The organism is Legionella sainthelensi (assembly GCF_900637685.1).
Lineage (GTDB): Bacteria > Pseudomonadota > Gammaproteobacteria > Legionellales > Legionellaceae > Legionella > Legionella sainthelensi.
Genome location: NZ_LR134388.1, coordinates 2,842,027 through 2,867,310 on the forward strand (window position 1 = coordinate 2,842,027; position 25,284 = coordinate 2,867,310).

Sequence of the window (25,284 nt, forward strand, 5' to 3'; positions counted from 1 at the left end):
CCCCTTTTAGCTCACTTTTCCCCAAGTATCCTTCAGATCCACCACACGATGAAAAGCACGAACACATCCTTCTTTTAATTCATTAACACAGTAATATCCCAAGCGTTCAAACTGAAACACCTCGCCTAATTGCTGATTAGCTAGTGCTGGCTCGCAATATCCTTGCTTTATTTGTAATGAATTATGATTTAAAAACTGGAAGAAATCTTCTTCTCGACCAGGATTAGGATCATTGAATAAACGGTCATACTCCAATACCGTCACTGGATATGCGTGTTCGCAAGATACCCAATGAATAACACCCTTAACTTTCCTGTCTTCAGGATTTTTTCCTAAAGTATTTTCATCATAAGTACAGCGTAATTCAAGAATATTGCCTTGCTCATCATAAATTACATCATGACATTTAATCACATAGGAGTGACGTAAACGTACTTCAGCACCAGGTGATAGACGATGATATTTTTTTGGGGGCTCTTGCATAAAATCAGAACGCTCGATAAAAATTTCTCGTGTAAATGGCAAGTCCCGCGTACTTGAGCTTGGATCTTGTGAGTTATATGCAGGCTTTAATAGTTCAGTTCGATCCTCAGGGTAATTTTCAATGACTATTTTTAACGGTTCCATAACACATAAAGCTCGTTTTGCTGTTCGATTTAGCTCAGCACGGACACATTCTTCAAGTACTGACATATCAATTACTGAATCACTGCGTGATACTCCGATTACCTCGCAAAATTGACGAATTGCAGCAGGAGGATATCCACGTTTACGCATCGCCCGTAAAGTTGGCATTCGAGGATCATCCCACCCAGATACCGCCTTTTTTTCTACCAGTGCACGTAATTTACGCTTTGAAGTAATTGTGTGTGATAAATTTAAACGGGCAAATTCTGTTTGTATCGGTTTAGCAGGTAACGGCAAATGTGCAACAAACCAATCATAAAGAGGTCGGTGATCTTGAAATTCTAACGTACATAAGGAATGAGTAATTTTTTCCAAAGCATCAGAAATAGGATGTGCATAATCATACATAGGATAAATGCACCATTCATCACCTGTACGTTGATGATGGGCATGGCGAATTCGATAAATTACAGGATCACGCATGTTCACATTACCTGATTGCATATCAATTTTTGCTCGCAATACATGTGTTCCATCAGGAAACTCTCCTGCTTTCATACGTGCAAATAGGTCTAAACTTTCCTCAACGGGTCTATTTCTGTAAGGACTTTCGCGGCCAGGCTCCTGTAAAGTGCCACGATAAGCACGGATTTCATCCATACTAAGACTATCAACATAAGCCAAATCTTTTTTAATTAAAAATACAGCAAAATTATAAAGTTCATGGTAGTAGTCTGATGAGTGAGTCATAGCATGCCATTCAAAGCCTAGCCAACGAACATCATCAATAATGGCATTGACATACTCCTCTTCTTCTTTCATGGGATTTGTATCATCAAAGCGTAAATAACAAATTCCCCCAAACTCTTGTGCCAAACCGAAATTCACACAAATCGCTTTAGCATGTCCGACATGCAAATAACCATTAGGTTCCGGTGGAAAACGGGTAACCACAGACTGATGCTTACCACTCGCTAATTCATCAGCAATCAGTTGTCTTATAAAATGAGCTCGCTTTTCAGTTATTTCAATCATTGTTTTGTCCATTATTGTCCATGGCATGTCGCATGGAATAAATTAAATCTGCTCCGGCTTGTAACATATCATTATTGGTATTATAAGCATCCAGGATACGCGTAATTAAGGCAGCCCCTACAATAATACCATCTGCAAAATGAGCGATTCCTGCTGCCATTTCTGCTGTTTTTATGCCAAAGCCAACCATTAAGGGAAGAGTAGTTTGTGCTTTTCGGCGTTGGTATTGGGTTTTTAAAGATGCTATGTCAAGCGCATCAGACCCAGTAACACCTTTTAAGGACACATAGTATAAATAGCCCTTAGCAAACTTATTTATTAAGGCCATACGCTCATCTGAAGTTGTAGGCGAGCAAAGAAAGATACTGTACAAACCATATTTTTCCCAGATTTTAGCAACTTCTTCACTTTCTTCAGGAGGTAAATCAACTATAATGGTTCCATCAATACCCGCTGCTACGGCTTGTTGTGCAAAAAGCTCGTAACCAAAATGTTCTATAGGATTTAAATAGCCCATAATAATTACTGGGGTTTCCTGATCCTGACTCCGAAATTCTTTGACCATATTCAATACTGTATGGCAATGCACGTCCTGAGCAAGTGCACGCTCCATAGCACGTTGAATCACTGGTCCTTCAGCCATAGGATCGGAGAAAGGAATACCTAATTCTAAAACATCTGCGCCCGCTCTAACTAATTCATGCATTAACTTCACGGTGATTTCAGGATAAGGATCTCCCGCTGTAATATAAGGACTGAGCATTTTTTTACCTTTCGCCTTAAGGCGCATCAAGGTGCTGTCAATTCGGTTCATACGCTAATTCCATCAATTTGTGCCACAGTATGCATGTCTTTATCGCCACGACCCGATAAATTCACGATAATATTTTGCTTTACGGACATTGTCTTCGCAAGTTTCATTGCATAAGCAATAGCATGACTGGATTCAAGTGCAGGAATAATACCTTCAACACGCGTTAAAGTTCGAAACGCATGCAACGCCTCGTCATCATTAATTGCCTCATAAATTGCGCGCCCTGTATCCTTCAAATAAGCATGTTCAGGCCCTACACCAGGATAGTCAAGACCCGCAGAAATCGAGTGGGTATCTTTAATTTGACCATGTTCATCACAAAGCAAATAAGTCCGGTTGCCATGCAACACACCTGGTTTCCCTGCTATAAGTGAGGCAGAATGTTCGCCACTGTCCAAGCCTTTTCCACCTGCTTCCACACCATAAAGAGCAACTGCCGTATCATTTAGAAAGGGATAAAATAAGCCAATTGCATTAGATCCTCCCCCTACACAAGCAACTAAAGCATCTGGCAAACGACCTGTTTTTTCTAAAATTTGTGCTTTCGCTTCCACGCCAATTATTGATTGAAAATCTCTAACCATTTGAGGATAAGGGTGTGGTCCTGCAACTGTTCCAATGATGTAAAATGTATCATCAATATGGCTCACCCAATCACGCATGGCTTCATTCAAAGCATCTTTCAACGTACGTGATCCTGCTGTTACAGGAACAACCTCCGCACCCAAAAGTTTCATGCGGTACACATTAGATGCTTGGCGTTTTATGTCCTCAGCTCCCATATAAACCACGCACTCTAAGCCTAATTTAGCAGCGACAGTAGCTGAAGCCACGCCATGTTGTCCCGCTCCTGTTTCGGCAATAACTCGGGTTTTTCCCATCCGCTTAGCGAGTAATGCTTGTCCTACAGTATTATTGATTTTGTGTGCGCCCGTATGATTCAAATCTTCTCGTTTCAAGTAGATTTGGCCCCCACCGATTTCCTGACTTAAGCGTCGAGCATGATAAAGCGGATTAGGCCGCCCTACATAATCCTTTAATTCAGCATGCAGTTCTGCAAGAAAATCAGGGTCTTGTCGGTATTTTGCATAGGCCTCTTGTAATTCTTTCAAAGCATGCATCAACGTATCTGCTACAAAAATACCGCCATAAGGACCAAAATGCCCATGTTCATCAGGGAGTTCTTTTTTGTTCATCAATCTACCTTTCTCAACCTCTTAAAATATATTCTGGGGACAACAAAGCACAAAACTAAGCTTCCTTAATTTCAGGTTTTTGCTTCGTGGTACCTAATCTACTCTCTATTCAATAACTTCTGCATAAACCGACTCATTTTGCCATGATCTTTAATTCCAGGCGAGACCTCAATCCCACTGCATAAATCTACAGCGTAAGGACGACATAATGCAGTTGCTTCAAGCACGTTAGATTCATTTATGCCTCCGGCCAATATATAAGGCTTTGCTATATCTTGCGGAATAATTTTCCAGTCAAAAATCAGCCCCGTTCCACCTCTTGCGGCTGTAGAGGGGGTATCTAATAACAACGCACGAGCCATCATAAACTCTCGTGCTGCTTGTTGAATATATCCTGCCGAATCAGCATGTATCGCTTTAATAAAGGGCTTTTTAAATTGTTGGCAAAACTCTGCTGATTCATCTCCATGAAATTGCAATAACTGAATTGGCAGTTCCTCTATGATTTTTTGCACCAAATCTCGTTCTGGATTCACCAAAACAGCGACAGAATCCACAAATGCAGGAAGATCACTGAGTAAAATCTTTGCTTGTTCAATAGAAATAAATCGGGTACTTTTTGGATAAAAAATTAAACCAACGGCATCTACACCTAAATTCACAGCACAGGCAATATCTTCGCTACGCGTCATGCCACACATCTTGACTCGAACACGTGATGAATTCAATTATTTCTCCAAAAGAAACATAGGGCCGGGGCTACTCTGTAATATAGAAAACTCTTGAGGGTAATTCACTTGTACTAAATACAATCCATAGGCAGGTGCTGTTTCAGCTCCTAACCGTCTATCTTTTGCTTGAAGCACTTCCTCTACCCAAAAAACGGGTTTTTTTCCTGAGCCTACTGCAATAAGAACACCAGCAATATTTCGTACCATATGATGTAAAAAAGCATTAGCAGTAATATCAATTATTATTAAATCCCCCATGCGGTTCACTTGAAGTTTATATACATTTCGCATTGGAGTATTCGACTGACATTCAACAGAACGGAATGAAGTAAAATCATTTTCACCCAATAAAACCTGGGCTGCTTGATGCATGAGACGATGATCTAACTGTCTGTATTGCCAGGTAACATTGCTGCGCAACAGTGCTGGTCTTATAGCACTATTATAAATCACATAGCGATACCGTCTCGCAGTTGCAGAATATCTTGCATGAAACTCTTCTGAGAGTTCTTTTCCCCACTTCACACATATATCTTTAGGTAAAAATGAATTTACGCCATGGATCCATGCGCGAATACTGCGCTGCTTTTCGCTGTCAAAATGAATTACTTGATTTGTTGCATGTACACCAGTATCAGTTCTCCCAGCACAAACTACGGATATAGGGAGATCTGCTACTTTAGATAAAGCATTTTCTACAGCCTGTTGTACGGTATGCAATCCTGTTTGTGCTTGCCAGCCATGATACTTGCTACCATCATACTCAAGCACTAAAGCGATTCGCATTGATTATTCCTGATAAAAGGGTCAATTTATAATACAGCATTTGTTTTGTCTATACTTTACTAAAATTGATTTTAAGTTTATTAAAATATTATAGTCATTTCTCATTGAAAGCCCAGAGTAATAAGGATGTTGTTGACAATTCCTTACTCCTCTACGCCCAAACGAAATGAATCCATTTTAACCTATATTGTTTCTTTGTTAAGGTGACGTCCCCCATAAAGCGCGACACCTAGCAACAAGAACCAATTGTCAACGAACCCTAATTTTTAGCTTAAATTTTATACTAATAAGTCTTTATTTCTACCTGACAAATCAATCGTTGCTTTACCGTCTTTTGTTGATTTATTGAATTCATTTATGATAGCTTCTCGGTTTGCAGTTAGAGGTTAGCTAATTTATACGTATCTATAACAATTTCTATTAAATTTTTGAGACTTAATTTATGAAATGGAATTTATTTTCTCCATCTGTTACCGCCCTACTACTCATATGTCATAACCCCTCTTTTTCTAAAAATGATGGATACGTACAAAACCCAGCACTTCAATCGGTTTTTAATGCTCAAGGTAACTGGTTTATTTCACTTGGAGCAGGAGTACAATTTCCTGAACTGCACGCTCATGTACAAGTAAATAATGGGGCTGAATTTTCAGCACCTTACAATTACGATCAATACTCAATCAACAGTGACAATGGAGCAGTTATCACAGCATTTGTAGGCCGCCGATGGCAAAACGACAATATTTGGTTTCCTTCTTACTCACTTGGTTTGTTTTGGCAGTATTTTTTCAAGACCCAGCTCGACGGCAAAATTACACAATATTCCTTACCCCAATTTACTAATTACAGTTATGATTTAGATTTTACTTCGAACCTCTTATTAATATCAGGAAAAATGAATCTATTTAAGCATGGAATGTTTTCACCTTATATCAATGGAGGAATAGGAAGCTCCTTTAATAAGGTCTCTAATTATAATGAAACAGCATTAGCAGGTGTGACACCACGACTTAGCCCAGGGTTCAAAACCGCCAATACCAGTGAATTTGCCTACAATATAGGTGCTGGTATAGATGTACATTTTTTACCTCAGTTTATTTTTTCCTTAGGTTATATTTATCAAGATTTAGGACCATACCCCTCGGGTAATGGAGTTGGTACATGGTCAAATCAATCATTAAATCCAGGCTCTTATCATTCTAATGAAATTTTAGCCAGCATGACTTATCTTTTTTGACAAAAAATTTGTAATAGAGTGAGACGGCTAAGCGCCGATATTGACATAAATACGAGTAATGGTTATTACCGGCCTCTTGATTTAGTCCTGCCTTAAAGGCGCTTTGATTCCTCAATTACTCATTGAATAGAATCACTCTTTATAGAACAGAACACAACAAATCTTAATACTCACGAAATAATAAATGATATTTATAAATCAAGACGTTCCTTTTATCTCAGCAAGTAAACGCTTTGCTTCTTCTTTTTGTGTTTTAGTACCATGTTTCAGTACATCATCTAATGAGTTTAAAGCAGATTCCTTGTCTTCCATTCCAATATATGTTCTAGCAAGAGCTAAAAGAGTATCCAATGCCTTTTCATTTTTTAATGAAGACAGATCCATATCATTCTGGGTTGTTTGCTCTTCATCAGGGATAGAAAGAGTAAATTCCAAGCCATGTTTATTCTCATGGTCTACTTCTTTAGAATCGCCTGTAACCTGAATAGGCTCTTTCGTCATTGTGTCATACAAACCTGCTTCAAATTCTAATAGATTTTCTTCAGCCAGTTCCTCTCTAGATGCGCCTTTATTTCCATGATTTGATTGCGCTAATTGATCTTCATCTAAATCTGATGTGAGCTCTTCATTTGTGGCAGCTGGTTCAAATTCTAATAGATTTTCTTCAATCAGTTCCTCTCTTGATGCGCTTTTACTTTCATGGTTTGATTGCGCTAACTGATCTTCATCTAAATCTGATGTGAGTTCTTCATTTGTGGCAGCTGGTTCAAATTTTAATAGATTTTCTTCAACCAGTTCCTCTCTTAATGCGCTTTTACTTTCATGGTTTGATTGCGCTAATTGATCTTCATCTAAATCTGATGCGAGCTCTTCATTTGTGGCAGCTGGTTCAAATTCTAATAGATTTTCTTCAACCAGTTCCTCTCTTGATACGCTTTTACTTTCATGGTTTGATTGCGCCAATTGATCCTCATCTAAATCTGATGTGAGCTCTTCATTTGTGGCAGCTGGTTCAAATTTTAATAGATTTTCTTCGGCCAGCCCCGCTCTGGATGCGCTTTTACTTTCATGACTTGATCGCGCTAATTGATCTTCATCTAAATCTGATGTGAGATTTGCACTTGGGACATCTAATGATTGTTCACTCTCGTCTCGCTTAAGAGGTGTTTCAATTGATGAAAAAACACTTTCTTTAGAGTCATCAATGTTCTTTAAATTTTCAACTTCGGTTAATGGATCCGAAAATTGTGGTGAAGGAGTTAACTCTATATCTGATTGCGACTGTAGCTCACTTATCTTATCTTGTATCGCTGGCTCTTCTTTAGTATTCATAGAAGATTCAATCGATGCTGACTCAGATTCGACAGGAGAAGGAGTAATTAGTTTTGAGCTATTATTCTTTTTGTCTTCTTTACGTTTAAAAAAATAAAACGCAATACTACCTGCGCCCGTTGCAATAAGTAACCAAGTAATTAACATATTGTTAAAAAAACTAGAGTTGCTCTGGTCTGCTATCCGTTCTTGTATTAACAAATGAATTTGCTTATGTAGGGATGTGATTTCCTTATCGCGCACATTCAACTGCTTTTGTAATTTTTTGTTTTGTGTTTGTAATAAGCTCAATTGCTCTGTTAATAAAGCATTAGATTCTCTTAAAGAGTCTACTGCCGCAGTTGTAATCGATATTTCTGCATTTAAAGTCTTGCTTTGTTCGTAGCTTATATGTTTTTGATTTTCCAATGACGGTAATAAACTTACTGAGGTAGACTCAGATTGAGTCTGATTCGATACAGGAAGAGTCGAACCTGAAAATTTTGGTACTGGAGGAATTTGTGAATACTCAATGGGAGGGTTTACGTTGGATGTTTGTCCTATCATGTAAGGAGGTGATAACACATGATTAATCGATGCTTTTTCATTCCATGCTTTATCATGAGCCATCACCTCTACTGTAGCTAAATCAGCAGGAACCTCACTAAATTCTTGAGCAGATGGGATCTTCAAACGCACGCCAACTTTTAATCCATTTAAATTGCCATCAGTAAATGCGTCAGGATTAGCACCAACTATTGCAAGAACGATTTGCGGTAAAATTGTATTCGCAGTTTTATATCTTTGTGCAATTTGCCATACATTTTCTTGAGAGACTGTAGGACCGTAGCCATTGTTCTTTTTGCTACGAATTTTCTTATTTGGTGAACCCTCTGTATTTGAATGGTAATTAGAGAATTGTCGTTGGTAGGTCAAGCCACTTTGGGCAGTTGCACTTGCAAGTTTATAACCTGGGGGATCTAATAATACTGTATAAACTTTATAGATTTGTCCTTTAGACCAAGTTAAATCAATAATCAGTTGTAAATAAGGTTCCGTTATTCGCTCTGTCGAGTAAATAACTATAACAAATTTTCTTTTCTTATTTTTTTTAATTTCAAAAAAAAGGGAATCAGCTACTCCTGGCCGCTCTACTCCGAGGCTTTGGTAACTTTGCGGATCTGCTATGTTCACACGAACATTAGATAAAGAAATCTCATGTACGTCGATTAAATTGACTTCCGCCGCAAAAGGCTGTTCTAGGGCAGACTTTACTTTCATTTCACCTAAACCTAACGCATTAACATAGGCCGGCCAAGTAAGTGCAAATAAAGCTGAAAATAAGACATTTTTTTTCACTCAGGAGCTCCGCACCCTTTGGAGTTGAACTAGCTTAGGGCTTAATAAAAAAGCTAACATTATTTATGAATTGATTCAAGTAATTAGCTCTTTATTAGGATAATTCCTAAATAACTCATTCGAGATGACGTTTTAACCAGGCTTATTTAGAAATTTAATAATTTATTGTTCTACTCCAGTAAAACACTCTTGCATTACACTAACTGCTAATTCATAATTAGCGCCTTGCTTTTCTCATAGGTAATTATGTCAGCATTTTTAATTGATGGAAAAGTTGTCGCTTCTCTACGTCGTAATGAATTAAAAAAACAAGTACAAGATCATATAGAAAAAGGGCATCGCGCACCGGGTCTTGCTGTTGTTCTCATTGGTAAGGATCCCGCTTCAACAGTTTATGTAGCCAATAAACGAAAAGCATGCGCCGAAGTAGGTATCGTCTCTCATTCTTATGATTTACCCGAAGAAACAACACAAGATGCATTAATTAATCTGATTGATCAATTAAATTGTTCTGATCAAATTGATGGCATTCTCATACAATTACCTTTGCCCTCACATATTAATGAGAGAGCAATAATTGAACGTATCAAACCAGAAAAAGATGTGGATGGTTTTCATCCCTATAATTTAGGTCGACTGGCACAACGTAATCCTTTATTACGTCCATGTACCCCACTGGGTATCATGAATTTGTTAAAACACTACCAGCTTGAAGTGAAAAGAAAACATGCTCTGGTCATTGGTGCGTCGAATATAGTCGGTCGCCCCATGAGCTTGGAATTACTCTTAGCAGGTGCAACTGTGACAATCGCCCATAAATTTACCCAGCAACTCGAAAAACTAGTTCGTATTGCTGATTTAGTAATTGTGGCAACAGGAAAAATGGATGTTATTGATACCGAGTGGCTGAATAAGGATCAAATAATCATTGACGTAGGCATACATCGCTTAGCGGATGGTAGCATTAGAGGAGATGTTGATTTTACCAGCGCCAAAAATAAGGTTTCCTGGATAACTCCTGTTCCTGGCGGCGTTGGGCCAATGACCATAGTGACACTACTTGAAAATACCCTAAAGTCCGCTACCGGAATTTTAAACTACGTACCTGAGTAAAATAAGTCACTTCAATGCTCAAGTACGCAGTAAAGTCATTTGACGCCAAATAAATAATTATTTATCTAATACATCCCAATCAAAATCACCACTTAACTCATCGAAATCGTCCTTAAATTCTTCTTTTAAACGTTTACGCTCAAGCTTTTCTTCAAGCAGGCGTCTTACGTTTTTTCGATGACTTATAGATTCAATATCATCATCGTAGTTATAATCAGAGAATGATTGGTCATCATAATCTTCGTGAAGTTCCATAACTTTCCCCTTTTATACTCTCTTAAAAAGAGTATAGTAGACAATTTCAAAAATGTTTTAGGAACTCTATGCTCAGTTATCAACACGGATATCATGCAGGAAATTTTGCTGATGTCATCAAACATGTAACCTTAACGCGACTTCTATGTTATTTAACACTGAAAGATAAACCATTATTTTATCTTGAAACTCATTCAGGAAAAGGTTTATACGACTTAAAAAACAAACAAGCTGAAAAAACAAAAGAATACCAACATGGAATTCAATTACTTTGGTCTGATAAACAGTCTCTATCCCCCCTTTGCCAAGATTATCTCAATATTGTGAGTCAACTTAACCCTACAAGTACATTAAGATATTATCCAGGCTCACCCTACTTAGCTGTTAATTTGTTACGCAAGCAAGATAGAATGTACTTTTGTGAGTTGCATCCCAGAGAGTTTGAAGTTCTTACTGAATTACCTCGTTTTAATAAAAAAGTACATTTCAGTAAAAGTGATGGCTTACTCGCATTGAAAGCACTGCTTCCACCACCAGAAAAACGAGGATTAATTTTTATTGATCCCTCTTTTGAAATAAAAGAAGAATATAAAGAAATTCCTATTGCCTTAAAACAAGCCTACGCGCGTTTTTCTACAGGAGTTTATTGTCTTTGGTATCCTCTTGTGGATAAAAAATTAACCGATAAGTTAAACAGAGGTATGAAGGATATTAAAAATACATTACATATTGAATTTAGCCTCACAGAAACCCCTATTGATGGCATGTACGGTTGTGGTTTATGGATTATTAACCCGCCATTTACATTGGCCGAAGAAATAAAATCTGTTTTAACTACTCTTAAGTGTTATTTTAATCCGGAGAGTTATTTCTCTATTATTGAGGCCAATTGATGAAATTAATACCTATTCCTGCTTTTTTTGATAATTATATTTGGGCAATTATTGATGAAGGATTTGGAGTCTTTGATTGTGTTGATCCCGGTGATGCAGAATCCGTATTACAATTTGCACATTCAAATCACCTCAAGCTGCGTAGTATTTTATTAACTCACCATCACCATGATCATATCGGTGGCGTAGGTGAGCTCATTAAAGCCCATCCATCTTGCGCAGTTTATGGTCCTAAAGATCCACGAATCCCCTATGTAAACAATCCAATAGAGGAACATCAAACCATTCGAGTAGGGCAGTGTATTTTCAATATTTTATTCAATCCTGGCCATACATCCACCCATATTAGCTATTATGAATCCCAACACCAATGGTTATTTTGTGGCGATACCCTTTTTTCAGCAGGTTGTGGGCGAGTATTCGATGGTACATTAGAACAATTACATCACTCTCTGCATCTTTTTCAAGAATTACCCCAAACTACAAAAATATTCTGCGCTCATGAATATACCCAACAAAATTTACGCTTTGCACAAACGGTCGAACCGAGCAACTTATCGATAAAAAAGTATTTGCAAAAAATACACGACTCACCCTCATCTTGCACACTTCCTTCTACTTTAGAATTAGAACAGTCAATTAATCCGTTTTTACGCACAGACAAGCCCGAGGTGCAACAGTACGCACTAAAACATGGAGCAAAATCGCTTAATTCACTGGAAATATTCCGAATATTACGAGAAGAAAAAAACTTATTTAAGTAAGGAGCGTCCCTGAAGTTTTTACATACTATTGTTTATTAATAGAAGCATTTAAAAAATTTTAGAGAGAGTTACCCCATCATAAGGGATTAATTTAATCCCTTATGATTCAATTAAATACAATCAGGTTTAATCCCAAAGTAAATTTTAGTACACTGAACAGTCATTGAATTCATAGGTAACTTCTATTGAAATTTAACTTTTTCACAATAAAAGTTTTGTTATGCTACACGCTCATTTTTTTGGGTATTACGTGTAGTTCCAAAGCGAATACAGCACCCAATGTATGGGATGTATTACGGTATGAATTTACTTTAAATCATGAAACTTCTCGCGTTGAAGTACAAGACCAAATCCAATGGTTTATAGCTCATCCAGGCTTTATTACCAAAGTATGTCGTCAATCAGAACCTTATATTTATCATATTATTAACGAAGTTAAGAAAAAAAAGCTGCCTGGTGAATTAGCACTGTTACCTATGATTGAAAGTGCATTTGATCCCTTTGCCTACTCTGTAGCTGGTGCGGCTGGATTATGGCAACTAATGCCCCTTACCGGCAAAGATTTAGGATTAACCCAAGATTGGTGGTTTGATGGTAGGCGAAGCATTAACTCTTCCACTGATGCAGCACTTAATTATTTACTTTATCTCAATAATTTTTTCAATGGCGATTGGATATTAGCAATAGCGGCTTATGATGCGGGAGCTGGAACTATCGATCGCGCAATAAAAGCAATTCCAAAATCAAGAAATGCTATAAGCTTTTGGGAGTTATCTGTTCCTCGAGAAACCCAAATTTATGTCCCTCGTTTGCTTGCATTAGCAGAAATCATCAGCAATCCCACCAGGTATAAATTGGTGCTTCCAGAAATTGCTTATCTTCCTTATTTTGAAGAGGTAAATATAGGGACTCCTATCGATTTAAGTCACGCAGCCAAGATGGCAGGGATGAGTTATAAAGAGCTGATTAAACTAAACCCAGGATTTAATCGCTGGACCACAGCGCCTAACAAGCCTTTTAAATTGCTCATTCCAACTGAAAAAGTACAACAATTTTATCTCAATCTTGCTAATCTTCCTGAACACAAACGCGTCAGCTGGGAAATGTATCAAGTTCAACCGGGGGATAGTTTAGATAATATTGCAGTAAAATATCACACCACAGTAAATTTCATAAAACAATTAAACCAGCTCACCTCAAACCATTTACAGCCCAATCAATCCCTTCTAATTCCAAGCACCAAAAATACCCCTGTTGTTGTTAAAAAAGAACCCATAACGCCCCTACCGCTCAAACATCAAATGATCGCTTCAAGTGTACATCGCATCATTCATATTGTACAAGAAAATGACAATTATGATACCTTAGTTAAAACCTATGGGATTAACGCGCAACAAATACAAACATGGAATAGAATAAAAAATAATCAACCTTTATATAAAGGCCAACAATTAATTATCTTTAAAAAAATAAATCAACCCACTTATTATGTGGTGAAAAAAGGCGATAGCCTCAGTGATATTGCTCAAAAACATCAAACTCAAATTGAACGTCTGTTGGCACTGAACCCAGGCCTCACAAGAAATACATCCCTGTATCTTGGGCAAAAAATATTTATCGGTTAAAAACTTAACCTCATCAGCTGATTTTGAATGTGGTACTCAATTAATTTAATCTGTCATTTGTATCAATTTGTTTTTAATTGGGACAAAAGCCCAACAACTCAGGTTCTTCTTAATAGCTCCTTAAGATTAGTGTGATAATCTTCTTATTAATTGAAATGCTGACCAAGAAATTCGTTCACTTTCTGTTTTCTTACACAATGAAATGAAGACTATAGGGCTTGACTTAATAAAATCTGTGTTTATCTTTAAGTAATGCGGATCAGAAAAATAATTGGAATCTAGTAACTTATAGAGTTGCAAACTGATTTTTTTAATTATAATTAAAAGCTGAATGAGAGCACAAAAACTTGTGTTATACTCAAAGTAACATACTTTTTATATTTAAGATAATATGAAATTACTCTTTGATTTTTTTCCTATAGTTTTATTTTTTATTGTATACAAATTTTTTGGCATTTATACAGCTACTGCCGTTGCGATGATCGCTTCTGTAAGTCAAGTAGCTTTTTATAGATTGAAATTTCAGCATTATGAAAAAATGCATTTAATCAGTTTGGCCATAATTATAATCTTGGGAGGAGCAACCCTCTTTTTCCACAATCCTTGGTTCATTAAATTGAAACCAACAGGTATTTATTGGCTCTCCGCCTTAGTCTTTTTTGGCTCTGGGTATATAGGTGGCAAGCCTTTAATTCAAAAAATGATGGAAACTAATGTGACACTGCCTAAAAGAATATGGCAACGATTAAATACAGCTTGGGCATTATTTTTTCTTTTAATGGGCGCTGTCAATATTTATGTAGCGTATAACTTTAATACTGATGCCTGGGTTAATTTTAAATTGTTTGGCGGGGTAGGTCTGACCCTGCTTTTTGTATTAATTCAAGCTTTTTATCTTACAAAGCACATGGATGGAACTGAACTTGAAAAACAGTAGGAGCAAGAATGAGACTATTGCTGGTTGAAGATGATGAACTACTTGGTGACGCCGTAAAAACTGGATTAACACAGTTTGGCTATATTGTTGATTGGCTTAAAGATGGCGAAGCCGCACGAGCCGCTTTAAAATCTGAATCATTCGAACTCATTATTCTTGATTTAGGGTTACCTAAACTATCTGGACTTGCATTACTGCAGAGTATCCGTAATGATGGAAATCCTACCCCTGTTATTATTTTAACAGCCCGAGAGTCTGTAGAGGATCGTGTCAAAGGCTTAGACAGTGGAGCGGACGACTATCTCGTAAAGCCTTTTGACTTAAATGAACTAAGCGCCAGAATTAGAGCGCTGGTGAGACGCTCACAAGGTCGTGCTGATGCTGTATTGCAATACCGAAACATTACTCTAGATCCAGCTGCCCACTCTGTATTTGTTGATGATGTATTAGTCAATGTCCCTCGCAGAGAGTTCGCACTCTTACAAAAACTTCTGGAAAACAGTGGTCAAGTTTTATCTCGCGAACAGCTGATGCAAAGTATTTATGGCTGGGAAGAGGATGTGGACAGTAATGCATTAGAAGTTCATATTCATAATTTACGTAAAAAACTTAATGCTAATTTTATTCGAACAATAAGAGGTGTCGGATATATGGCAGAAAAAAATGATGGTATTATTGTATCGTGAAGTCTTCTATACGTAAGTTTCTTCTAATAAATCTTTTATTGGCCATTACAATAACGACCACTTTAACTGCTATAGGAAATTATTATCTTGATCAAAAAGATATTCAGGATCACCTAGACACTTTAATGGCAGTTTCCGCATTATCCTATCAGGCACTGCTGGGTGATGATCTCCATCAACGCCCTCTTGCCAAAATTCAAGATGCACTTGAAACAATACCGCAAAAAATTGATACCTTCTATAAAAAACGTTTTTTAAATGATGAACCCCCGGAAAATTATCTCGACAAATTTAATTTTCAAGTTTGGACTAATGGGGGAAAATTATTACTTCATTCATCAACAGCACCTAAAATTCCGTTAGCCTCGGAAATCGATGGCTTTAGCGATAAAAAAATATCCAACCAAGATTGGCGCGTATTCACTACTTATAATGATAAAGCAGGCATACGTACAGTACTTGCAGAGCGTTATGATACCCGTAATGAACTGGGACACCGAATTGCTCAAGACGATCTTTATATTATGCTTTTGACTTTTCCATTATCTGGCCTATTAATTTGGATAATTATTGGTAGAGGTTTGGATAGTTTAGATAAAGTAGCAGAAGAAGTAGCAAACCGCGCACCTACTCATCTTGAACCCGTTGATCTACATGAAGTGCCTGAAGAAATTAAACCTGTAATCGATGAGTTGAATAAATTGTTTTTTAGACTTAAAGAAGGATTTGAGCGAGAAAAACGTTTTGCGGCTGATGCAGCACATGAATTACGCACTCCTCTTGCCGCACTTAAAACACAGGCACAAGTTGCTTTGCATTCAAATGATATAGAAGAAAAAATCAGGCATTACAAAAACTAATTGCCAGTGTGAATCGAAGTACTCATATAGTACAACAGCTTTTAACTATGAGCAGGCTTGTGCCTGAAGCTGCTCACATGGATGAGAAAGACGAGGTTAATTTAAGCAGGTTAACTCGAGAGATACTTGCTATGCTTGCACCAGCAGCCGTGGAAAAACAAATTGATCTCGAGTTCGAGAGTAATACTGAAAATCTAACTGTTTATGGAAATTCAACTGCCTTAGGCATATTGATCCGTAATCTTGTAGATAACTCCATTCGTTACTGCAATGAGCATGGGCGCATTCTAGTACGTCTCTCAAAGCTGCAAAATGAAGTAATGCTCGAAGTAAGTGATAATGGTCCAGGGATTCCAGCAGAATTGCAATCTCGTGTCTTTGAGCGCTTTTTCCGTGTTTTGGGAAATAAAAGCCCTGGAAGTGGTCTAGGTTTAGCAATTGTTCAACAAATTGCTGAGCTACACGGGGGTAGATTGCTTTTAGACACCCCTAAAGAAGGTACAGGACTCATTGTGCGATTTTTTTTGCCCATCCAGGAAAATAGTCAGTTATAAAAACGCCTATTGGTATTGATTTACCCATTATAATTCTCAAAAATCCATATTTTTAAATCATATCCACTCTTCAAGTAAGACCTTAATTGATTGTTAACAATAACATATTTGTCATTCTCATATGATATATAAGAACAATCAATTGGATTAATGTTGCTCTTAATGGTTAAAATTTACCCACTAAATAACGATTAAATTAAAGCCTTTGCAAATAAATGTCATGGGGTTAAAGCAATACAGCAAAAAATAAAAATTTGCGTGCCAAAACCTCATGATGAAGTGATTCTTCAATGCAGTTGAGAGGTCCTGTTTTTAATCCTAAAATACGTGAGGCACAATGATTAAACTCATTTCATTTTTATTCACTCTAGTAATAGCAACCCATTCTCCGACACCCTGCACGAATACGAATATAGAACAAAAGGTAAATATCCCTACCGAGCAGGTTGTGTTAGAGAAATTAAGTCAATCCGCTCCCAAGTTAAATAAAATGGTAATTAAGCTTGCATTAAGGGCTTATAAAAGAGCCTTTGTGCAAGGTAAAGTTAAAAATCCCATGCTAACCATTATTGATTTTTCCGTTCCATCCAATCAACGTCGTATGTGGATTTTTGATATGCAAACATATACCTTAGTACTTAAAACTTATGTTGCTCATGGTCGAAATTCAGGACAAGGCTCAGTCCCCTATAAATTTTCCAACGACATGTGGAGCAAAAAATCCAGTCTTGGAACCTATATAACTGAAGGTACTTACGTTGGACATAAAGGTTATTCTTTAAATCTGAAGGGATTGGAGAAAAACTTAAACTCTAATGCGTACGATCGTCGGGTTGTAGTACATGGAGCTTGGTATGTTGAACCTGCCTTTATCAAAAAAGCAGGTCGTGCTGGCTGTTCCTGGGGCTGTCCTGCGATTGCTGCAAGTTTAGCAAAACTTATTATCAATATGATTAAAAATGGCTCTGTAATATTCGCTTATTACCCCGACAGCTATTTTTTAAGTCACTCCAAATATGCTCTTTTAAATGAGCGTTAAGAAAATTTTGTAGGAAGGATTGGATGTTAACAATCAAAATAAAATTCAATCCGATAATTTTGTAGGTTACTGAGACTCCGTATTATCGAGCTGCTAGCACTTGCAATGCCTCCCGAATTAACTGCTCACAACTTTTTAAACCATCATTCACCTTATTCACTGCTTTCAATGCCTCTTGAGGCTTATACCCCAATACTTCTAAAGCACTTGCTGCTTCATCCTGACTACTCATCCTGTAATCCGATTTTAAAGATTCAGATGCAGACACAGAAAGTTGTTTTAAACTATCTCGCATTTCTACGACCAATCGTTCTGCTGTTTTTTTACCTATACCTGGTAATTTCATCAAAAAAACGGCGTTTTCCTGTTGAATGCATTGAATGAATTCATTAGGAGTGATACTCGAAAGAATGGACATAGCAAGTTTTGGACCTACTCCATTTACTTTAATTAATGCCCTAAATAATTCTCTTTCCTGGCGATCTAAAAAACCATATAAAAGTAATGCATCTTCTCGAACAATGGTATGTATATGCAAACCCACCGAACCATTTAGCGTATCTAGTTTAAAAAAAGTATTTAATGATGTTTCCACATCATATCCAACTCCATGGACATTGAGAACTAACTTTCCTGGCTGATGTTTATCAACAATGTGCCCGTCCAACCAACCAATCATCTTTTTCTTCTCCTTACCCTTCGTCTACCGATCACAGTTGATAAATGATGGCGCATATGACTGTGACAAATTGCTATGGCTAACGCGTCGGCAGCATCTTTTTGAGGAGCCTTATTTAGCGCCAACAAACTTACCACCATATGATTTACCTGGATTTTTTCCGCTGCGCCATATCCTACTACAGTTTGTTTGACTTCTCGGGCAGAATATTCACTCACTTTAACACGATGTGACGCTGCAGCAACCATTGCAACACCTCGTGCATGCCCCAATTTTAAAGCAGAGTTAGGATTTTCATGCATAAATACTTGTTCGATGGCCACTTCTTCAGGTGAATAATGATCCATTAATTGGCAAATTCCATCATAAATTTGCAACAACTTTTCGCTCAATTCACTCTCTGACGTAGTGCGTATACATCCACTATCAATGTATTCAATTTTACGATCGAATTCTTTTATTAAACCATAACCTGTAATCCTTGAACCAGGATCTATCCCTAAAATAATAGTCATTAATTCATTGATTCTAATAATGTTTCGGAGTACTCAGCATTACTGTATACTTCTTGAACGTCATCCAAATCTTCAAGCATGTCTATTAATTTCAGTAAACTTTGTGCTGACTCATCATCGATAGGTACTAAAGTTTGTGCGCGCATGGTTAAATGAGATTGCTCTATCTTCAATCCTGCATCCGTTAACGCATTCAATACACTATGATACGCTTCTACAGGAGTAATCACCTCTATCTGTTCCTCTTCAACAGAAACATCATTTGCTCCAGCATCGAGAGCAACTTCCATCACGTGCTCTTCAGATTGGCCAGGCTCCATAAGGATTTCGCCTTGATTTGTAAATAGATAAGACACTGAACCATCTGTACCTAAGTTACCACCATGTTTTGTGAATGCATGACGCACATCCGATACGGTTCTATTTTTATTATCAGACAAACAATCGACAAGCACTGCTACCCCCCTGGACCATAGCCTTCATAACGCATAGCAACCATAGTCTCACCATCAAGCCCCCCAACCCCACGTTTAATCGCGTTATCAATAGTATCACGCTTCATATTCGCATTAAGTGCTTTTTTTACAGCATCCCTTAGTCTTGGATTTGATGATTCATCTCCTCCGCCAAGACGAGCTGCAACAGTAATCTCTCGAATTAATTTAGTGAATATTTTTCCTCGTTTAGCATCCTGCACTCCTTTACGGAATTTAATATTCGCCCATTTACTATGACCAGCCATAATATACCTCAGAACCTGATTTCAACTTGCCTAAATTATACATCTTCTTTTGTTAAAAAGAATAACCGGAACTGTTTTGGTCTCGACATTTTAAGCTTTTTTAGACTATAGTAGCCACCAGTTATTATTTTTTAAGTAATTATGGTCAAAATGAAGAAAAGTAGTGCTTTGGAAAAGCTTATCTAAGTAACTGCCCTATACAACCATTCAATGAGCATAAACTCTAAAGGAGATCAACAGTGTATTTGCAAGGATTTGGTAATTATCATCAAACTGAAGCGGTTCCAGGGGCCTTGCCCATTAATCAAAACTCACCGCAACACTGTAATTTAGGACTTTATGCCGAGCAACTAAGTGGCACCGCTTTTACTCGTCCAAGACATAACAATTTACGCAGCTGGCTTTACCGTATGTTGCCTTCTGTAGTGCAAGGAACATATTATCCTTATGAAGTGGAAATCTTTAAACCTTATCATCCAGAACAATCACCTAATCCACTACGCTGGTCACCCCTTAATTTATTTAAAGAAGAAAATTTTGATTTTGTTGACGGACTGTTCCATCTAGCCGGCACTCCGCTCATCAATACATACCTCTATCAGTGCACACGTTCTATGCAGGATAAATACTTTGCTAATAACGATGGAGAAATGCTCTTTGTTCCATATATAGGCGAAATAAATCTACACACTGAATTTGGTAAATTAAATGTATGCCCAGGGATGATTGCCGTTATTCCCCGTGGTGTTAAATTCAAAATGGAACTGCTTTGCCCAGAAGCCAAAGGCTATCTTTGTGAGAATAGTGGAGGTCCACTCACTTTGCCTCAACTCGGGATCATTGGTGCCAATGGCTTAGCTCACCCTAGACATTTTCAGTATCCGGTCGCTGCATTTGAACAAAATCAAGCTGATGTTACTCTCATTTGCAAATACCAAAATAAATTATGGATGGCAAAATGTAACCATTCGCCACTTAATGTAGTAGCTTGGCATGGTAATTATGCCCCTTATTGTTATGATTTAAGCTTGTTTAATACAATTAATACGGTAAGCTTTGATCATCCTGATCCTAGTATTTTTACAGTATTAACTTCAGAAAGTGACACCCCAGGTGTAGCCAATTTGGATTTTGTTATTTTTCCTCCTCGATGGATGGTCGCTGAACATACGTTTAGACCGCCTTATTATCACCGTAATTACATGAATGAATTAATGGGACTTGTGCATGGTGAGTATGATGCAAAAAGAGAAGGCTTCTCACCAGGCGGTGTAAGCATTCATAATTGTATGACCCCTCATGGGCCTGATCAAATAAGTTATGAAAAAGCCGTAGCACAAACCCTAGCGCCTGAGGCTTATTTGAATACATTAGCCTTTATGTTTGAAACAAGAGATCCATGGCAAGTCACCGAACAAGCAATGTGTATTCCTGAACGACAGAAAAATTATGTCGATTGCTGGCAAGGACTTAAACAGGAATTTAGGATTGATTAAAAGAGCGTTATTTTTAAAGACACATAGAATTCGTTGCCCTTCATCCAAGCAGCTTTATTTGTCGCCTGGATGAAAAAAATCACAACATAATCAAGGAGGCTGCGAAGGCAGCAAACTCCTTCACTTATCGCCTAGCCAAATGCTTTAAACCCTTTATTTAACTCACAGGCCAGTTGAAAAGTATCTATTTTCTGGTAATTGACAGCATTCATTATCGTATTGTTTATAGAGACCTTTCCGTCGGAATTAATATTATATTTGATATATTCAAATGTGGGATTACCGTTTGCGGTAGGATTATCTAAAGTAAAGTGTCTGTCTGATGCAGTAATCCGATTATTATTAATCACCATAAATGCATTAGGTTTCACTGAGCCTATAATCGGACTCGCAGGGAATTTGTCCGAAGTACATTCTTGAAGGTCCATAACCAAAGTGATTTCCTTTCCTTGGGCGACTGCATCAGCTATACCAGCAAATGTGGTTAATTGTTCAGCGTACGTTATTGATGAAAATAAAGCTAAAGCAGATAAAGCGATTTTTTGCATTACAGCGACTCCTTTTTAACTGTGTTTTCCGGATAAAAAATAGCCTGAGCAGACAATTTAACCGCATATTTTGTTCACTCAGGCTAACAACTCTTCTTAAAATTATTCAAGATAAAATTAGAATAAATCTTCTTGGGTTAAGCCCATTTTTTCTAAAAGGCTTCTTAGTGTTTTTAATGCTTCAACTTGGATTTGACGAACACGTTCGCGAGTCAAGTCAATTTCCTTACCTACATCTTCTAAGGTTGCTTTTTCAAAACCTCTTAAGCCAAACCGTCTTGCAATAACTTGCTGTTGATTCTCGGTGAGCTTGTCCAATAAAGACTCTATATGTAAACGTAAGTTTTCATTAGTCAATAATTCTGCTGGATTTACACTGTTTTCATCGGGGATGGTATCGAGCAACGATTTGTTTTCATCAAAACCTATAGGTGTATCCACGGAAGTTACTTTATCATTTAATCCTAAAAGCTTTTGCACATCTTCTAATGGTTTATCAACCATCTCAGCAATTTCTTCAGGGGAAGGCTCGTGATCGAGTTTTTGGGTCAGCTGTCTAGCGGCTCTTAAGTATACATTTAGCTCTTTAACCACATGAATAGGCAAACGAATTGTTCGTGTCTGATTCATTATAGCCCGCTCGATTGTTTGTCGAATCCACCAAGTAGCATAGGTAGAAAATCGAAATCCTCGCTTAGGATCAAACTTTTCTACTGACTTCATCAAGCCTAAGTTTCCTTCTTCAATTAAATCCAGTAAAGGTAAACCTCGATTCAGGTAGCGTCGCGAAATTTTAACCACTAAGCGTAAATTAGATTCAATCATCTTTTTCCGAGCGGCGACATCACCTTTTAAAGCAAGTGTTGCATAATGTACCTCTTCCTCAGCGCTTAGCAAAGGTGAAAATCCAATTTCACTTAAGTACAATTGCGTTGCATCCATCATTTTAAGTGCATTTTTACCACGAAATGATGGAAAAGCATGGTCATCAGAAAAATCAGGAAGTTCAAAATCCTCTTCCTCGGATTTCTCAACAAACGAATCAAGATCATCCTCTTCAATTAAAAGTGACTCATCATCAGGCTCAGACCACTCTTCATCTTTAAGTTCCGGCTCTTTAATTGGCTCATCGTCTTCACGCATTATTTTCACCTATAGTATTTAGCCATATCTCAAAATGGTTTATTTTGAGTTCAATATAAAAACAGTTCGATATAAAATTTTGACTTATATCGAACTCACGTTAACTACATTATACTTCATAACAAAGAGTATTGTTGCTATAACTACAAGTAGTCTGTCAACCTTTTTGTAGATAATTCAATGGATTGACAGGAACACCTGATTTTCTAATTTCAAAATGAACACCTATATACTTATGGTCAATAACACCAGCTTCGGCAATAACCTGTCCTGCCTTCACGTGCTGCCCCTCTGCAACCATGACTCTTGCATTATGACCATAAGCAGTTAAATACCCATAATTATGTTTAATAATAATTAAGTTACCATAACCTGCTAGGCCACTTCCAGCATAAGCTACTACACCACTTGCTGCTGCAAGTACTTTTTCACCTTTTTTACATGCAATGTTTATGCCTTTTTTACCCTGATCAGGAATAAATGTAGTTACAACACGCCCGCTAACTGGCCATAACCAACCTGAGGCAGAACGAGCATATCGATTCGCTGGTGAATGGATTATGACTGGTCTTGGCTTAGGAGGAGCATAATACGGCTTATATGTCTTAAAATTGCGCGAAACCCGCTTATTACGTGGAATATTTCGTAAGTTAATAACTTGCCCAACTCTTAAAGAGTATGGAGGATTAATATGATTTAAACGCGCCAAAGTCTGATAATCGGTATCATAACGAAATGCGATTGAATAAAGAGTTTCTCCGCGTTTCACAATATGTACTTTTTGAGAATACCAGCGTAACTCACTCACCGGAGCCCAATTTTTTCCACAACCCACCAAAATCAGTGGGAGAAAAAGGTATAAGAGCTTTTTAAAAAATGAACTTATCATCGATTACCTCAACTAAAACCTAAATAATTCTGTTGAGCTTTACAAAGATTTCTACTCTTGCTGAAATCGTTATAGCTACAAACCCAACCACACTGTTCAGCTTTAATTAACGTGAGCTCGGCAAAAAAGAAGCACAGAGATGCCTTTTATGCCACTAAACGAATCTTATCCTGTACAATGCTTAGTATTTATACGAGATCTAGTTTTTAATAAAAACAGTCGTTATAAAAAATAAAGGCATTTTTTATAACGAACTAACATTAAATTATGCTTCTTGAACATGGATACCATCAAGCCAGTGGGCTAACTGATCAAACAATTTATAGTTTGTCATATCTAAATGAAGGGGTGTAATCGAAACATAACCTTCATTAATGGCATAAAAATCAGTTCCAGGGCCTGCATCAGCTTCTGCCCCTGGGAGACCAATCCAGTAAATAGGTCGTCCTCGGGGATCAGTATCCTTGACAACAGGCTCTGCACCATGACGTGTTCCTAATCGAGTGACTTGCAACCCCTTTATTTTATCTAGAGGTAAATTCGGGATATTAACATTTAAAATAGTCTGTGAAGGCAACCGGTGTATACTAAGTTGCATCACTAATTGCTTTGTAATAATTGCTGCTGTTTCATAATGTTGAATATCATGCCCAACCATTGAAATTGCAAGTGCAGGCAACCCCAAATAACGACCTTCCATAGCAGCTGCGACTGTACCTGAATAAAGGATATCATCGCCTAAGTTTCCACCTTCGTTAATTCCAGAAACAACCATATCAATTTCAGAGTTTAGAAATCCAGTTACTGCTAAATGAACACAGTCAGTTGGAGTGCCTTCAACACTGTAATACCCATTTTCTAATTTTTTAACTTTTATTGGTTGTGATAATGTTAAAGAATTACTTGCTCCACTTCTATTTCTATCCGGGGCAACCACTTCAATATCTACAAAAGTTGAAAGTTCTTTAGCTAAGACATTAATCCCAGGTGCGAAAACTCCATCATCATTACTGATCAATACTCTCATGATTAACTCTTGGGGGATTCAAACCATCTAACCACTGCCAAGTGATCAGCCAAATCTTGTTTCTTCTTCACTAAACTTGCTTCTAAGTTTTCATTATTCTGCTCTGTTTCTAATTGGCTTTGCTCTTTGGCAATAGCTTCTTGTAACGCTATAATTTTTTGGCCAAAGCCTTGAGGACTCATTTGTAATTTATATGCAAGCTCGTTCATGCGGGTTGCAAGAGTTTCCAGTTGTTCACAAGTTAATCCTTGAGGTTGCCTCTCAGGACAGGCTTTCAGCGCTTGTTGTAATTCATCAGGATGCGTTTGGTAATAATATTCGTTTTTTGCTGAGCAAGAGGCCAATCCCAAAGTAATTAATAGTGCCACCCAACATTTATTCATACTCAACCTATTGTAAACTACAAAACACCAATATTATCAT

At 37.5% G+C, this 25,284-nt stretch carries 23 protein-coding genes and 2 pseudogenes; 10 read left to right on the forward strand and 15 right to left on the reverse strand.

The window, feature by feature from the left end; translation table 11 throughout:
- Positions 1 to 6 precede the first annotated feature (6 nt).
- The 5 genes from EL220_RS12550 to truA all read right to left on the reverse strand — a co-directional run bounded on the left by EL220_RS12550 (position 7) and on the right by truA (position 5,189).
- Positions 7 to 1,662, reverse strand: coding sequence for a glutamine--tRNA ligase/YqeY domain fusion protein (locus EL220_RS12550; RefSeq protein WP_027270316.1), 1,656 nt, complete (start codon positions 1,660 to 1,662; stop codon positions 7 to 9).
- Positions 1,655 to 2,476 carry a tryptophan synthase subunit alpha gene (gene trpA, locus EL220_RS12555; protein WP_027270317.1) on the reverse strand — a complete coding sequence of 274 codons (822 nt, stop codon included), beginning with the start codon at positions 2,474 to 2,476 and terminating at the stop codon, positions 1,655 to 1,657. Before trpA ends, EL220_RS12550 begins: the two co-directional genes overlap by 8 nt.
- The gene (trpB, locus tag EL220_RS12560) at positions 2,473 to 3,672 is read right to left on the reverse strand and encodes a tryptophan synthase subunit beta (RefSeq protein WP_027270318.1); all 1,200 of its coding nucleotides are present in this window, start codon (positions 3,670 to 3,672) and stop codon (positions 2,473 to 2,475) included. The genes trpA and trpB overlap by 4 nt, the downstream gene beginning before the upstream one ends.
- A gap of 98 nt (positions 3,673 to 3,770) precedes the next feature.
- Complete coding sequence (locus EL220_RS12565) at positions 3,771 to 4,400, reverse strand: phosphoribosylanthranilate isomerase (RefSeq protein WP_027270319.1); 630 nt, start codon at positions 4,398 to 4,400, stop codon at positions 3,771 to 3,773.
- Complete coding sequence (gene truA, locus EL220_RS12570; RefSeq protein WP_027270320.1) at positions 4,401 to 5,189, reverse strand: tRNA pseudouridine(38-40) synthase TruA; 789 nt, start codon at positions 5,187 to 5,189, stop codon at positions 4,401 to 4,403.
- Between the two features lie 442 nt (positions 5,190 to 5,631).
- Here truA and EL220_RS12575 point away from each other — a divergent pair, with 442 nt between their 5' ends.
- Positions 5,632 to 6,426, forward strand: a complete 795-nt coding sequence (locus tag EL220_RS12575; RefSeq protein ID WP_027270321.1) for an outer membrane protein — start codon at positions 5,632 to 5,634, stop codon at positions 6,424 to 6,426.
- Positions 6,427 to 6,624: 198 nt separating this feature from the next.
- Here the strand turns inward: EL220_RS12575 and EL220_RS12580 are convergent, their stop codons facing one another.
- Positions 6,625 to 9,096 (reverse strand): FimV/HubP family polar landmark protein, encoded by a 2,472-nt coding sequence (locus tag EL220_RS12580; protein WP_027270322.1) that lies wholly within the window; start codon positions 9,094 to 9,096, stop codon positions 6,625 to 6,627.
- Between the two features lie 246 nt (positions 9,097 to 9,342).
- Here EL220_RS12580 and folD point away from each other — a divergent pair, with 246 nt between their 5' ends.
- Positions 9,343 to 10,209 carry a bifunctional methylenetetrahydrofolate dehydrogenase/methenyltetrahydrofolate cyclohydrolase FolD gene (gene folD / locus EL220_RS12585; protein WP_027270323.1) on the forward strand — a complete coding sequence of 289 codons (867 nt, stop codon included), beginning with the start codon at positions 9,343 to 9,345 and terminating at the stop codon, positions 10,207 to 10,209.
- A gap of 57 nt (positions 10,210 to 10,266) precedes the next feature.
- On the opposite strand, the gene EL220_RS12590 is transcribed toward folD, so the two are convergent.
- A complete protein-coding gene (locus EL220_RS12590; RefSeq protein WP_027270324.1) occupies positions 10,267 to 10,464 on the reverse strand; it encodes a PA3496 family putative envelope integrity protein in 198 nt (65 codons plus the stop codon).
- Between the two features lie 68 nt (positions 10,465 to 10,532).
- Between EL220_RS12590 and EL220_RS12595 the strand changes: the two genes are divergently transcribed.
- The 7 genes and pseudogenes from EL220_RS12595 (at position 10,533) to EL220_RS12625 (ending at position 17,822) form a co-directional block, all read left to right on the forward strand.
- Positions 10,533 to 11,357, forward strand: a complete 825-nt coding sequence (locus EL220_RS12595) for a 23S rRNA (adenine(2030)-N(6))-methyltransferase RlmJ (RefSeq protein ID WP_027270325.1) — start codon at positions 10,533 to 10,535, stop codon at positions 11,355 to 11,357.
- Positions 11,357 to 12,121 carry a hydroxyacylglutathione hydrolase gene (gene gloB, locus EL220_RS12600; protein WP_027270326.1) on the forward strand — a complete coding sequence of 255 codons (765 nt, stop codon included), beginning with the start codon at positions 11,357 to 11,359 and terminating at the stop codon, positions 12,119 to 12,121. Before EL220_RS12595 ends, gloB begins: the two co-directional genes overlap by 1 nt.
- A gap of 185 nt (positions 12,122 to 12,306) precedes the next feature.
- Positions 12,307 to 13,746 carry a lytic transglycosylase gene (locus tag EL220_RS12605; RefSeq protein WP_035905797.1) on the forward strand — a complete coding sequence of 480 codons (1,440 nt, stop codon included), beginning with the start codon at positions 12,307 to 12,309 and terminating at the stop codon, positions 13,744 to 13,746.
- A gap of 391 nt (positions 13,747 to 14,137) precedes the next feature.
- Positions 14,138 to 14,683, forward strand: coding sequence for a septation protein A (locus EL220_RS12610; protein ID WP_027270328.1), 546 nt, complete (start codon positions 14,138 to 14,140; stop codon positions 14,681 to 14,683).
- Between the two features lie 8 nt (positions 14,684 to 14,691).
- Positions 14,692 to 15,369, forward strand: a complete 678-nt coding sequence (locus EL220_RS12615; RefSeq protein ID WP_003632139.1) for a response regulator — start codon at positions 14,692 to 14,694, stop codon at positions 15,367 to 15,369.
- Positions 15,366 to 16,783, forward strand: a pseudogene (locus EL220_RS19690) (ATP-binding protein). Before EL220_RS12615 ends, EL220_RS19690 begins: the two are co-directional and overlap by 4 nt.
- 337 nt (positions 16,784 to 17,120) lie before the next feature.
- Positions 17,121 to 17,822, forward strand: a complete 702-nt coding sequence (locus EL220_RS12625; RefSeq protein ID WP_035905799.1) for a murein L,D-transpeptidase catalytic domain family protein — start codon at positions 17,121 to 17,123, stop codon at positions 17,820 to 17,822.
- Positions 17,823 to 17,904: 82 nt separating this feature from the next.
- On the opposite strand, the gene ruvA is transcribed toward EL220_RS12625, so the two are convergent.
- The 3 genes and pseudogenes from ruvA to EL220_RS12640 all read right to left on the reverse strand — a co-directional run bounded on the left by ruvA (position 17,905) and on the right by EL220_RS12640 (position 19,758).
- Positions 17,905 to 18,501, reverse strand: coding sequence for a Holliday junction branch migration protein RuvA (ruvA, locus tag EL220_RS12630; RefSeq protein WP_027270331.1), 597 nt, complete (start codon positions 18,499 to 18,501; stop codon positions 17,905 to 17,907).
- Positions 18,498 to 19,016: a crossover junction endodeoxyribonuclease RuvC gene (gene ruvC / locus EL220_RS12635; protein WP_027270332.1), complete on the reverse strand. Its 519-nt coding sequence runs from the start codon at positions 19,014 to 19,016 to the stop codon at positions 18,498 to 18,500. The genes ruvA and ruvC overlap by 4 nt, the downstream gene beginning before the upstream one ends.
- A pseudogene (locus EL220_RS12640) lies at positions 19,016 to 19,758 on the reverse strand (YebC/PmpR family DNA-binding transcriptional regulator). Before EL220_RS12640 ends, ruvC begins: the two are co-directional and overlap by 1 nt.
- Positions 19,759 to 19,997: 239 nt before the next feature.
- Between EL220_RS12640 and hmgA the strand changes: the two are divergent.
- The gene (gene hmgA, locus EL220_RS12645) at positions 19,998 to 21,254 is read left to right on the forward strand and encodes a homogentisate 1,2-dioxygenase (RefSeq protein WP_027270334.1); all 1,257 of its coding nucleotides are present in this window, start codon (positions 19,998 to 20,000) and stop codon (positions 21,252 to 21,254) included.
- A 131-nt stretch (positions 21,255 to 21,385) separates the two neighbouring features.
- Here hmgA and EL220_RS12650 read toward each other — a convergent pair whose 3' ends face one another.
- The 5 genes from EL220_RS12650 to EL220_RS12670 form a co-directional block, all read right to left on the reverse strand.
- Positions 21,386 to 21,802, reverse strand: a complete 417-nt coding sequence (locus EL220_RS12650) for a VirK family protein (protein WP_027270335.1) — start codon at positions 21,800 to 21,802, stop codon at positions 21,386 to 21,388.
- A 117-nt stretch (positions 21,803 to 21,919) separates the two neighbouring features.
- Positions 21,920 to 22,945 (reverse strand): RNA polymerase sigma factor RpoS, encoded by a 1,026-nt coding sequence (gene rpoS, locus EL220_RS12655; protein ID WP_027270336.1) that lies wholly within the window; start codon positions 22,943 to 22,945, stop codon positions 21,920 to 21,922.
- 157 nt (positions 22,946 to 23,102) lie between these two features.
- Positions 23,103 to 23,834: a peptidoglycan DD-metalloendopeptidase family protein gene (locus EL220_RS12660; protein WP_027270337.1), complete on the reverse strand. Its 732-nt coding sequence runs from the start codon at positions 23,832 to 23,834 to the stop codon at positions 23,103 to 23,105.
- A gap of 265 nt (positions 23,835 to 24,099) precedes the next feature.
- A complete protein-coding gene (surE, locus tag EL220_RS12665) occupies positions 24,100 to 24,861 on the reverse strand; it encodes a 5'/3'-nucleotidase SurE (RefSeq protein ID WP_027270338.1) in 762 nt (253 codons plus the stop codon).
- Positions 24,862 to 24,863: 2 nt separating this feature from the next.
- Positions 24,864 to 25,244 carry a hypothetical protein gene (locus EL220_RS12670; RefSeq protein WP_027270339.1) on the reverse strand — a complete coding sequence of 127 codons (381 nt, stop codon included), beginning with the start codon at positions 25,242 to 25,244 and terminating at the stop codon, positions 24,864 to 24,866.
- Positions 25,245 to 25,284: the final 40 nt, after the last annotated feature.

What these genes read in the sequence shown, in the direction of transcription:
- EL220_RS12550 (WP_027270316.1), bottom strand. Translation starts at nt 1,662, where the DNA reads ATGATTGAAATAACTGAAAAGCGAGCTCATTTTATAAGACAACTGATT.
- trpA (WP_027270317.1), bottom strand. Translation starts at nt 2,476, where the DNA reads ATGAACCGAATTGACAGCACCTTGATGCGCCTTAAGGCGAAAGGTAAA.
- trpB (WP_027270318.1), bottom strand. Translation starts at nt 3,672, where the DNA reads ATGAACAAAAAAGAACTCCCTGATGAACATGGGCATTTTGGTCCTTAT.
- truA (WP_027270320.1), bottom strand. Translation starts at nt 5,189, where the DNA reads ATGCGAATCGCTTTAGTGCTTGAGTATGATGGTAGCAAGTATCATGGC.
- EL220_RS12575 (WP_027270321.1), top strand. Translation starts at nt 5,632, where the DNA reads ATGAAATGGAATTTATTTTCTCCATCTGTTACCGCCCTACTACTCATA.
- folD (WP_027270323.1), top strand. Translation starts at nt 9,343, where the DNA reads ATGTCAGCATTTTTAATTGATGGAAAAGTTGTCGCTTCTCTACGTCGT.
- EL220_RS12590 (WP_027270324.1), bottom strand. Translation starts at nt 10,464, where the DNA reads ATGGAACTTCACGAAGATTATGATGACCAATCATTCTCTGATTATAAC.
- EL220_RS12595 (WP_027270325.1), top strand. Translation starts at nt 10,533, where the DNA reads ATGCTCAGTTATCAACACGGATATCATGCAGGAAATTTTGCTGATGTC.
- gloB (WP_027270326.1), top strand. Translation starts at nt 11,357, where the DNA reads ATGAAATTAATACCTATTCCTGCTTTTTTTGATAATTATATTTGGGCA.
- EL220_RS12610 (WP_027270328.1), top strand. Translation starts at nt 14,138, where the DNA reads ATGAAATTACTCTTTGATTTTTTTCCTATAGTTTTATTTTTTATTGTA.
- EL220_RS12615 (WP_003632139.1), top strand. Translation starts at nt 14,692, where the DNA reads ATGAGACTATTGCTGGTTGAAGATGATGAACTACTTGGTGACGCCGTA.
- EL220_RS12625 (WP_035905799.1), top strand. Translation starts at nt 17,121, where the DNA reads ATGATTAAACTCATTTCATTTTTATTCACTCTAGTAATAGCAACCCAT.
- ruvA (WP_027270331.1), bottom strand. Translation starts at nt 18,501, where the DNA reads ATGATTGGTTGGTTGGACGGGCACATTGTTGATAAACATCAGCCAGGA.
- ruvC (WP_027270332.1), bottom strand. Translation starts at nt 19,016, where the DNA reads ATGACTATTATTTTAGGGATAGATCCTGGTTCAAGGATTACAGGTTAT.
- EL220_RS12650 (WP_027270335.1), bottom strand. Translation starts at nt 21,802, where the DNA reads ATGCAAAAAATCGCTTTATCTGCTTTAGCTTTATTTTCATCAATAACG.
- rpoS (WP_027270336.1), bottom strand. Translation starts at nt 22,945, where the DNA reads ATGCGTGAAGACGATGAGCCAATTAAAGAGCCGGAACTTAAAGATGAA.
- EL220_RS12660 (WP_027270337.1), bottom strand. Translation starts at nt 23,834, where the DNA reads ATGATAAGTTCATTTTTTAAAAAGCTCTTATACCTTTTTCTCCCACTG.
- surE (WP_027270338.1), bottom strand. Translation starts at nt 24,861, where the DNA reads ATGAGAGTATTGATCAGTAATGATGATGGAGTTTTCGCACCTGGGATT.
- EL220_RS12670 (WP_027270339.1), bottom strand. Translation starts at nt 25,244, where the DNA reads ATGAATAAATGTTGGGTGGCACTATTAATTACTTTGGGATTGGCCTCT.